General features: G+C 63.6%; 8 protein-coding genes. 4 read left to right on the top strand and 4 right to left on the bottom strand.

The features are described 5' to 3' along the window. The coding region (locus AC1DCZ_RS17805) for a VOC family protein (RefSeq protein WP_476975771.1) at positions 1 to 392 on the top strand (392 nt) is incomplete at its 5' end. A gap of 261 nt (positions 393 to 653) precedes the next feature. On the opposite strand, the gene AC1DCZ_RS17800 is transcribed toward AC1DCZ_RS17805, so the two are convergent. Next, positions 654 to 1,514 carry an AAC(3) family N-acetyltransferase gene (locus AC1DCZ_RS17800; protein ID WP_476975770.1) on the bottom strand — a complete coding sequence of 287 codons (861 nt, stop codon included), beginning with the start codon at positions 1,512 to 1,514 and terminating at the stop codon, positions 654 to 656. A 135-nt stretch (positions 1,515 to 1,649) separates the two neighbouring features. Then, on the bottom strand, positions 1,650 to 2,405 hold the full coding sequence (locus tag AC1DCZ_RS17795; RefSeq protein ID WP_476975774.1) for a class I SAM-dependent DNA methyltransferase: 756 nt from the start codon (positions 2,403 to 2,405) through the stop codon (positions 1,650 to 1,652). A gap of 761 nt (positions 2,406 to 3,166) precedes the next feature. On the opposite strand from AC1DCZ_RS17795, the gene AC1DCZ_RS17790 reads away from it, so the two are divergent. The 3 genes from AC1DCZ_RS17790 (at position 3,167) to AC1DCZ_RS17780 (ending at position 6,835) form a co-directional block, all read left to right on the top strand. Beyond that, positions 3,167 to 3,709 carry a PadR family transcriptional regulator gene (locus AC1DCZ_RS17790; RefSeq protein WP_476896971.1) on the top strand — a complete coding sequence of 181 codons (543 nt, stop codon included), beginning with the start codon at positions 3,167 to 3,169 and terminating at the stop codon, positions 3,707 to 3,709. Between the two features lie 4 nt (positions 3,710 to 3,713). After that, on the top strand, positions 3,714 to 5,426 hold the full coding sequence (locus AC1DCZ_RS17785; RefSeq protein ID WP_476975769.1) for an ABC1 kinase family protein: 1,713 nt from the start codon (positions 3,714 to 3,716) through the stop codon (positions 5,424 to 5,426). Between the two features lie 152 nt (positions 5,427 to 5,578). Then, a complete protein-coding gene (locus tag AC1DCZ_RS17780; RefSeq protein ID WP_476975768.1) occupies positions 5,579 to 6,835 on the top strand; it encodes a phospholipase D-like domain-containing protein in 1,257 nt (418 codons plus the stop codon). A gap of 156 nt (positions 6,836 to 6,991) precedes the next feature. Here the strand turns inward: AC1DCZ_RS17780 and AC1DCZ_RS17775 are convergent, their stop codons facing one another. Both AC1DCZ_RS17775 and AC1DCZ_RS17770 read right to left on the bottom strand, forming a co-directional pair. Further along, a complete protein-coding gene (locus AC1DCZ_RS17775; protein WP_476975767.1) occupies positions 6,992 to 8,074 on the bottom strand; it encodes a DUF1648 domain-containing protein in 1,083 nt (360 codons plus the stop codon). Continuing rightward, complete coding sequence (locus AC1DCZ_RS17770; protein ID WP_476975766.1) at positions 8,071 to 8,463, bottom strand: GntR family transcriptional regulator; 393 nt, start codon at positions 8,461 to 8,463, stop codon at positions 8,071 to 8,073. Before AC1DCZ_RS17770 ends, AC1DCZ_RS17775 begins: the two co-directional genes overlap by 4 nt. Position 8,464 lies beyond the last annotated feature (1 nt).

The raw sequence follows: 8,464 nt of genomic DNA, 5'->3' as shown, positions 1-8,464 counted from the left end.
TGAGCTTCCGCAACAACGCCCGTGAAGCCATGGAGTTTTACAAGAGCGTCTTCGGCGGCGAGCTGGTGACCAACACCTTTGCCGACTTCCACGCGAGCCAGGAACCCGCCGAAGACCATCTGGTGATGCATTCACAACTGGAATCACCCGCCGGCCTGACACTGATGGCCTCGGACACGCCCGCCCGCATGGAATTCAACCCCGGCACCACATTCAGCATCTCCCTCAGCGGAGAAGACGACGCCGAGCTCCGCGGCTACTGGGAGAAGCTCTCCGACGGCGGCGCCGTGACCATGCCCCTGGAAAAAGCACCCTGGGGAGACACCTTCGGAATGTGCAACGACAAGTTCGGAGTGGCCTGGCTGGTCAACATCACCGGCGCCAAGGACTAACACCCCGGGCTCATGCAGGGCCGGGGCCGGTCGCCGCCACCACCACCGTCCTCGCCACCGTCATGAGGTCCCGTACCGCCCCTCCCCTGTCGTTCCACAGGACCGGGCATAACACCCAAGGGCTGAGGAGGCAAACGAGGAAGACGGCCCGGCGCATCGCCGGAGAACATCACTCCGGTGATTCCAGCCATTCCGGCGGCATTGGTATTTCCCGGAATGGCGGCCGGGATTGTGGCATCCGTCCGGAGACGGAGGCCCGAATCAATCAGACATGGTTGATGGTGCGTGATTCAGGAGGTAGGCCAACCGGTCCGTCGCGAAGTTAACGAACGGTTGCGCCGGGATGAGCCGGCAGGTTGCATTGCCGACAGTGAACATTTTGGTTCCGCTCTTCCGTTCGAATTCATCACCGATTCCCGGGAACAACCGGCCATTGTCGTCTGCAACGTCGAACGCTTCGACCCATATCCGTTCACCATCGACTGCTTTGGGGAAGCGCCGAATCTTCAAACGCCGCGCCAAGGACAAGGTCTCGGCGTGGTGCAGGAATGTGTTTCGGTTGTGCCCGACGCCAACGAGCAGAATGTGCGCTTCGAGGTCGCGCAACCGGCCAAACGGTGAGTTTCGGCCAACGGCGAATTCCAACGGATGGGGTGCCACAATATGGTCGGCGTGACGTCCGTGGGCGGCTACGGACACTTGAGGGTGAGCGCTTCTCACGCTGCCCCGGAGCTTGCGAAACGCCTCCGGTATCGCACCCATTTGTGAGGGCAAGCCTGGATGAAACAGGGGCACCGCATCCCGTCGCTCGCGCTCGGCGGCATTTGGCACGCCCACGGTTCCGGGGGCCGGATCTGCCACCTGAGGTGTAAACGCAGGCATGGCCACCGTGCCGCGGGGCCCGACTGCCGCGAGCAGCGAGGCCACGACGGTGTTGGCGCCGCCCATCACGGTTCCAAGGCTCGAAAGGGATGAATGAACGATAACGGTCATGCCATCGGACAGGCCGATACGCTCCCAACCGCGCGCCAGTTCATCGAGGCCCACGTGGCCCTCGGTGCATGTTTCAATCACCGGACTCAGGATTCCTTTCGACATGGCATCGTTGCGCTGCCGTTCCAATGTGCTGCGAGACTGCCAATTGCGGCGCTGGAGAGCAATTGGCGCAATGATTCCCCGTGCGAATCGGAGAATTATCTGGCACGGTTTTCGCCGCGCCATTGGCCTGTGCGTCCTCCGCGGCCCCCTGGCGAAGCCTCAGCGTGCGGTGAGACGGTAGACCGACACGTGACTGCGAGAATCCACGGTGAACTCGCTGCGGTTCCAGTCCGCCCACCTGGATTCCAGCTGGAACCCGGCTAGCCGCGCCATGAGATCGAGCTCGCTGGGCCAGATGTACCGGTGTGGTGTCCGTCCGATCTGCGCTTCCCGCCCGTCCGATAGCTCTGGACCGAATCGCACGTGGTGCGAGATGACGTGCTGGTTCAGTACGTCATAGGTATCGACCAGGATATACCCGGGCTGGCTCACCTCGACGGTCCCGCCATGGCCGGGTGGCAGCGAACGCAGCTGTGGCACCCAAAGCTCGACGACGAAGCTCCCACCGGGTGCAAGATGACGGGCAGCATTCTGGAAACACCGGACCTGTTCTTCCTGTGTCAGGAGGTTGGAGATGGTATTGAATACCAGGAATGCAAGAGAGAAGTTGTCGCCCGCAACTGCCGCGGTCATGTCTCCCTGAACGACGGGAATGCGGTCCTCTCCGACCTTCTCACGCAGACGGGAGATCATCGCGTGAGACAGTTCGATGCCGCTGACCTGGACCCCCGCCTCTGAGAGAGGGATGGCGACGCGACCTGTGCCAACGGCGAACTCAACGGCCGGACCGTCGCCCGCGAGCTTTGACAGGGCCACTACCGTGGGGACCAATACCTCGGGAGAGAACACTCCCTCTCCGGGGGTGTCGTACTGTCTCGCGGTCTCGTCGTCCCAGAGTTGTTGCTGGTTGATCATCGAGCCACTATCGCACGCGATGCGCGGATCATCCACCCGCCTGAAAAGCAAGATTGCACGGAAGCCGGTCGTCGATGGCAATCGATACGACCCGAGGGCAACCGCCAGCTCCACGCGTTGTTGATGAAACGAGGGTTCCACGCCGGGGGCGTTGAGCGTGGCTTGGCCTGACTCGAGGACCTTCATGATGTCCGGTGCGAAGCGCATGGCCAGGACGATCCGGAGGGCTGGCCAGTTCATGTCCGTCAGGGGCGTGGGGAAGCGGCCGCGACCGGGCTTTCCGGGACCGCTTCCTTGTGTAACCGGGCGCTTCAGCCTCCCGTCGTCGTGCTGGCCTCGGAGCGCATAGATTTTGCGCCGATGTGACCCGCCAGGGCGGTCACGCCGGGGCCTCGATACCCTTTCAGCCCGCGCCCGGACACGTCCACAGCCAGGTGGTGTTCACGCCGGAACTCGTTGCCAGGCAGAGCACCCAGCGCCGCTAGCTGCGCTCGGCCACAACATTGGTTGCGCGGTGAAAAGCGAAACCTCTTCGGCAGGTGGCCACCACGCAGTCAGGGCGATGACGACGAAACTTCGAGGTCGATTTCAACGCTCGGGTGCGGTAGCTGCGGACACTCCCGCTGGTGTACCAGCTGCTCGCGGTCGCGGACGCCGGCGGACACCTCGTGCGTCGCTCCCCCGTCTCGTCGACCCCTGTTGGGCTAGTGCGAATCGGATGTATCGTTGACTATCGTTCGCGACTCGCAGAGGAGAGCATGATGCGTAATTCGTACCCGGCTGGCGGATTTGGCGCCCCCAACATCGACGGCATGTGGCAGGCCGTTGAGGAGTTGCGTTCACGGTTTGAGAAGCGCTCGGGCACTCGGGCTGGCCGAGGCGAAGTACGGTCGGCGATACTGACCCTGCTCGCGGAACGGCCGATGCACGGCTACCAGATCATCGGTGAGATCGAGGAGCGCAGCCGTGGCAGCTGGAAGCCGAGTGCCGGCTCGGTCTACCCGACGCTGCAATTGCTGGCCGATGAGGGGTTCATCAGTGCCGAGGAATCCAACGGCCGCAAGATTTACTCGCTGACCGAAGCCGGCCGGGAAGAGGTAGCGGGTGCAGATGCGTCAGCGCTCTGGGAGTCAACTGGTCCGGCATCAGGCACAGGGTTTACGGCGCTGCCCAAGGCTGGCGTCGAGCTCGCGCAGGCTGCGTCCCAGGTCGGTCGCACAGGCTCCCCGAAGCAGGTACAGGAGGCCGTGGCGGTGCTCGAGGAGGCACGGCGTCGGCTGTATTCGATCCTCGCCCAGGACTGAGGGGGTGACGTCGGTTCGCCGGGACAGGGCAGATCCGGTACCCGGCGCCGGGAACACCCGTGCCCGTTACCGACGCATCCTGCGCTTCGCCGCGTGGCATCTCGCGGTGACGTGGTGGTTTGAGCTGTTCCTCCCCCGCATCGGACTGGTAAGGATTGCCGAACGCACCCGGACCAAGAGGATGCTGCGCTTTGCGCAGCGCTTCCATGTGCTCGCCGTGGACCTTGGCGGTCTGATGATCAAGGTTGGCCAGTTCCTGTCGTCCAGGCTCGATGTGCTCCCGCCCGAGATCACCAAAGAACTTGAGGGCCTGCAGGACGAGGTGCCCCCGGTGTCGTTCTCCGCGATCCGCAGCCTTGCCGAGGCGGAGCTGGGTGCGCCACTGGACCGGCTGTTCGCCTCGGTCGAGGAGACGCCGATCGCAGCAGCTTCCCTCGGGCAGGCGCACCGGGCCCAACTTCTCCGCACCGATGCCGCCGACACCGGGCTCGGCAGTGTGGCGCTGAAGGTACAGCGACCCGGCATCGGCGCCATTGTCGACGTCGACCTGGCGGCACTGCGCAAAGTGGGCGGCTGGCTCAGCCACGTGCGCTTGGTGTCCGCTCGTGCCGACGTGCGAGCCCTGGTCGAGGAGTTTGCGCAGACCAGTCTCGAGGAGATCGACTACCTGCATGAGGCGGTGAATTTAGAGCGCTTTGCCGCTGATTTCGCCGACGACGACAGGGTGAGCGTGCCCGACGTCGTATGGGAGCGCAGCACCCGCCGCGTGCTCACCCTCGAAGATGTCACGGCGATCAAGATCACGGACTCAGAGGCGCTTCTCGCGGCCGGCATCGATCCGGCTCAGGTTGCCCCGGTTTTCGCGTCGGTCATGTTCGACCAGATGTTCATGAACGGCTTTTTCCACGCCGATCCGCACCCGGGCAATATCTTTGTCACTCCGAATACAGAGTCACCCACAGAGCGCCCTTGGAAGCTGACGTTTATCGACTTCGGCATGATGGGTGAGGTTCCGCCCAGCACCCGCAGCGGCCTGCGGAAGCTGCTCATCGCGGCCGCCTCGCGTGACGGTAAGGGCTTGATGACCGCGATCAGCGACGTGGGTGTGCTGGTGCCGTCGGCCGACACGGCCGAGCTCGAGCGGGCTATGACGCACCTCTTCGCCCGGTTCGGCGGGATGGGCTTCGCCGAGCTTCGGGAGGTGGACCCGCGGGAGTTCCGTGATTTTGCGGTGGAGTTCGGCGACGTGGTTCGCTCATTGCCGTTCCAGATGCCGGAGAACTTCCTGCTCATCATCCGGGCGATGTCACTGACGTCGGGTGTGTGCAGTTCTCTGGACGCCCGGTTCAATCTCTGGGACTCAGTCGAACCCTATGCGGCCCAGCTGCTGCGCGACGAGCGCGGCAACATCGTGCAGGACGTGGCACAACAGGCGCTCGACGCCGCCGGGACCGCCCTGCGGCTGCCGAAACGACTCGACGGGCTTGTCACCCGAATCGAGGACGGTTCACTATCGGTGGCCAACCCGCGCCTCGAACGCCAGGTGGCACGGCTTGACCGCACCGCACAGCGATCGGCATCGGCAATCGTATTCGGCGCCCTGCTCATCGCAGGTTCCGTGGTCCGAGCGGACGACACGGTGCTCGGCAACGTTCTGATGATCGCATCGGTGGTTCCGTTGCTGCATGGCCTATGGGTAGGGCGCCGCGGTCTCTAACGTACGTTTAGCCTCGGTCCCCCATGGGTTCCGTCGCAGGCTGGGGGTTGCGCCGCAGGCCGGCGCTCTGGTGCCGACCGAAGCGATCCGCGGTTCTGAGATCCTCGGGTTTGCCTCGCCAGAGCACCCAGGAGGGCCACTACGCTGAGTAAATGAACGAATTGCTCCCGGAACCCGTTGCGGCCGTTGCCCGGAAGACCCTGGGCCGATCGATACTGGCTTTCGCCTCGGTTCAGACCACGGTAATCGCAGGGCTCGTACTTTTGGACATGGTGAAGAAGCGCCGTCGCAGCAAGCGCAAGGGGTTCCCGCGCCCCGGCACTTTTGAGAACGCCGTCTCCGACTCTCAGGTCACGACGTACACCTACGGAGCCGACCTTTACCGCGACATGATCCGTGCGATCGGCGAAGCCAAAGACCGGATCTTTATTGAAACGTTCATCTGGAAGGACGACGACACCGGACGGGAGTTCAAAAACGCCCTGGATGAAGCCGCCCGCCGCGGCGTCGAGGTCTTCGTCATCTATGACGGGTTCGCCAATCTCGTCGTGCCACGCTCCTTTTTCCGGTTCCACCCGGACATCCACGTGTACCGCTTCCCCGTGATCCGTCCCTCATTGCTCCTCAAGACCCTACGCAGCACCGGACTTGACCACCGCAAACTCCTTATCGTCGATGATCACATCGGTTTCGTGGGCGGCTATAACATCGGCTCCCTGTATGCGACGGAGTGGCGGGACACACATCTCCGGCTCGCCGGTCCGTCGGTTTGGGATCTTCGCCAGGCGTTCGTAAACGTTTGGAACGACCACGCTTCAGGGTCCCTGCCCGAGATACCGCACACAACTCCGGATGTATGGGAGCCGCGGATCCGGGCCGTGAACAACATCCCGGCGAATCTTGTCTTCCCCATCCGCGGGGTCTACCTGGATGCGATTGACCGGGCCCGGGACCACATTTACGTCACTATGGCCTACTTCATACCGGACCAGCAGATCCTCAGAGCGTTGCTCGGTGCCAGCAGGCGGGGTGTCGATGTGCGGCTGATCCTCCCTGAAGATTCGAACCACATCCTTTCGGACTGGCTCTCGCGCGGCTCCTACCGGTCTCTGCTTGAAGCGGGAGTCACCGTCCTGCTCTACCGCAACGCAATGATCCACGCCAAGACGGCAACGATCGACGGCAGCTGGTCAACCGTGGGCAGCGCCAACATCGACAGGCTGAGCCTGACCGGCAACTACGAAATCAATCTCGCAATCCATGACGAGAATTTCGCCTCCGACATGCAGAAGATATTCGACGTCGACAGCGCGAACTGCCGGATACTGACCCTGGAAGAATGGCAGGACAGGCCCCCGCTCGCGCGGTTCAGCGAAGCGGTTCTGGTCCCGCTCCGGCCCTTGCTCTGAGTCGGATGTGCGGTCATGGTCGACGGACGAATATATTTCGGCGCCGGGCTGCCCCCCGCACCGTGGGGGACGATGCGTTGGCTGCCCTCGACTTCGATGACGCGCCGTTTGGTAGCGGTGGCCCTATCGCCCACCGAGTTCGGCTGCTGGTCGGGGTCAGCCGCCAAGCCGGAGGGTGATGACCAGGCTGATCAGCGCGATCATGCCGGCCAGAAGCATTGCTGCCCCAGGATTGCCGAGGTTCAGGGTCCATCCCAGGCCGAAGCGGCGCGGGACCAGCAGGGCATGGTCTTCCCTGTTGATGTAGACGAGGCCACCGTGCCAGTACTTATCGTCGTCCCGGTGCGTCAGGCCGGTGCCTTCGTCGCTCTCGTCCCGCTCCCGGTTGTTCCTGGCCAGGACCACTACGGTTACTACAACGGCGGCCAGGATCGGCAGCGCGATCACCAGCGGCGCCCACGACGTGACTGTTCCGGTCCACATCAACAGCGATGATCCGAGCATTCCCAAGTCGATCATCGCGACCAGCCCGAGAAGCGCCTTGGCGCCCAGTGACATGTACTGCCGGGACCAGCGCGCGGAGCCGACCGGGCGGGCAGGGTCAATGTCGGGTCTGCTGCGGACGACGGCCGCCGCCATACCCCCGAGGAGCGCAGTCATGCCGATCTGCACGAACACCAATGTGAAAGCCGTGCCGACCGACTTGGCAACCACCCGGTTCGGCACACCTGTCGAGCCATAGTGCACCGCGAGCATTCCGGGCATCGACGGGTAGCTCACGACACCGATCACCACCGTGGCCGCCGTGATGACCAGCGCCGGCGCCAGCCAGAGCCAGGGGAACCGCGGAGGGGCGGTCCGCAGTTCGGTGTCCACCGTGATGCCTTGGTGCAGGCCTGTGTACCAGCCCCCGGCGGCCTTCGCGGCCCGGATCTCCTGATTGGCCAGGAAGAAGCAGCCGTACCAGACGCCAACTAGCACCAGCACCGACAACGGCAGGAGCATCGGTTCGCCGGTCAGAGTGTAGATGCCAACACCGACCCCGGCGGCGATGAGCCCGCTGATGAGTACCCGCAACCGATAATTGCGGACCTGCCGGACCACCACCGGATCCCCGGCATGCCGGGCCGGTACCCGGACGCCGAAAGGCACGGTCGGACTGTTGATCGAAGGCAGCACCAGCGCAAGTACGAGCACGAGCGCTAACAACACAGAACTCAAGATGATGGCAATGCTCATGGCGTGTCCTCTCGCTGCGTGGCACTAAATGAATCGAGCACCGACCGGCATGTCCGAAGCACCTCGTCGGACGGTAAGCCTTTGGCGACGGCCTCGGCCAGAAGGGTTCGTGCCCTCGCGGTCCACTCCGCGGGGAACGAAGGAGCCGCGGCTGTCGTAGCCACTACCGCGCCAGTGTTGCGGTTGAGCCGCATTAGTCCCTCCTGACGCAGGAGGTCATAGGCCTTGTTCACGGTGTGGAAGTTGATCCCGAAATCGGCAGCGAGCGTCCTGGTGGCAGGCAACGAACTGCCCTCAGTCAAAACGCCCTCCGCGATCGCCTCCACGATCTGGTCCCGAAGCTGCTGATAGATCGGCACCTCACTGCCCAGGTCCACGTTGAGGATCATC

This window comes from Arthrobacter sp. 10N418 (genome assembly GCF_056394725.1).
This window is presented reverse-complemented; position numbering and strand designations above follow the sequence as displayed.

Excerpts from the sequence above, each read along its gene's own strand:
- AC1DCZ_RS17795 (WP_476975774.1), bottom strand. The coding sequence starts at position 2,405 with ATGATCAACCAGCAACAACTCTGGGACGACGAGACCGCGAGACAGTAC.
- AC1DCZ_RS17790 (WP_476896971.1), top strand. The coding sequence starts at position 3,167 with ATGCGTAATTCGTACCCGGCTGGCGGATTTGGCGCCCCCAACATCGAC.
- AC1DCZ_RS17780 (WP_476975768.1), top strand. The coding sequence starts at position 5,579 with ATGAACGAATTGCTCCCGGAACCCGTTGCGGCCGTTGCCCGGAAGACC.
- AC1DCZ_RS17775 (WP_476975767.1), bottom strand. The coding sequence starts at position 8,074 with ATGAGCATTGCCATCATCTTGAGTTCTGTGTTGTTAGCGCTCGTGCTC.
- AC1DCZ_RS17770 (WP_476975766.1), bottom strand. The coding sequence starts at position 8,463 with ATGATCCTCAACGTGGACCTGGGCAGTGAGGTGCCGATCTATCAGCAG.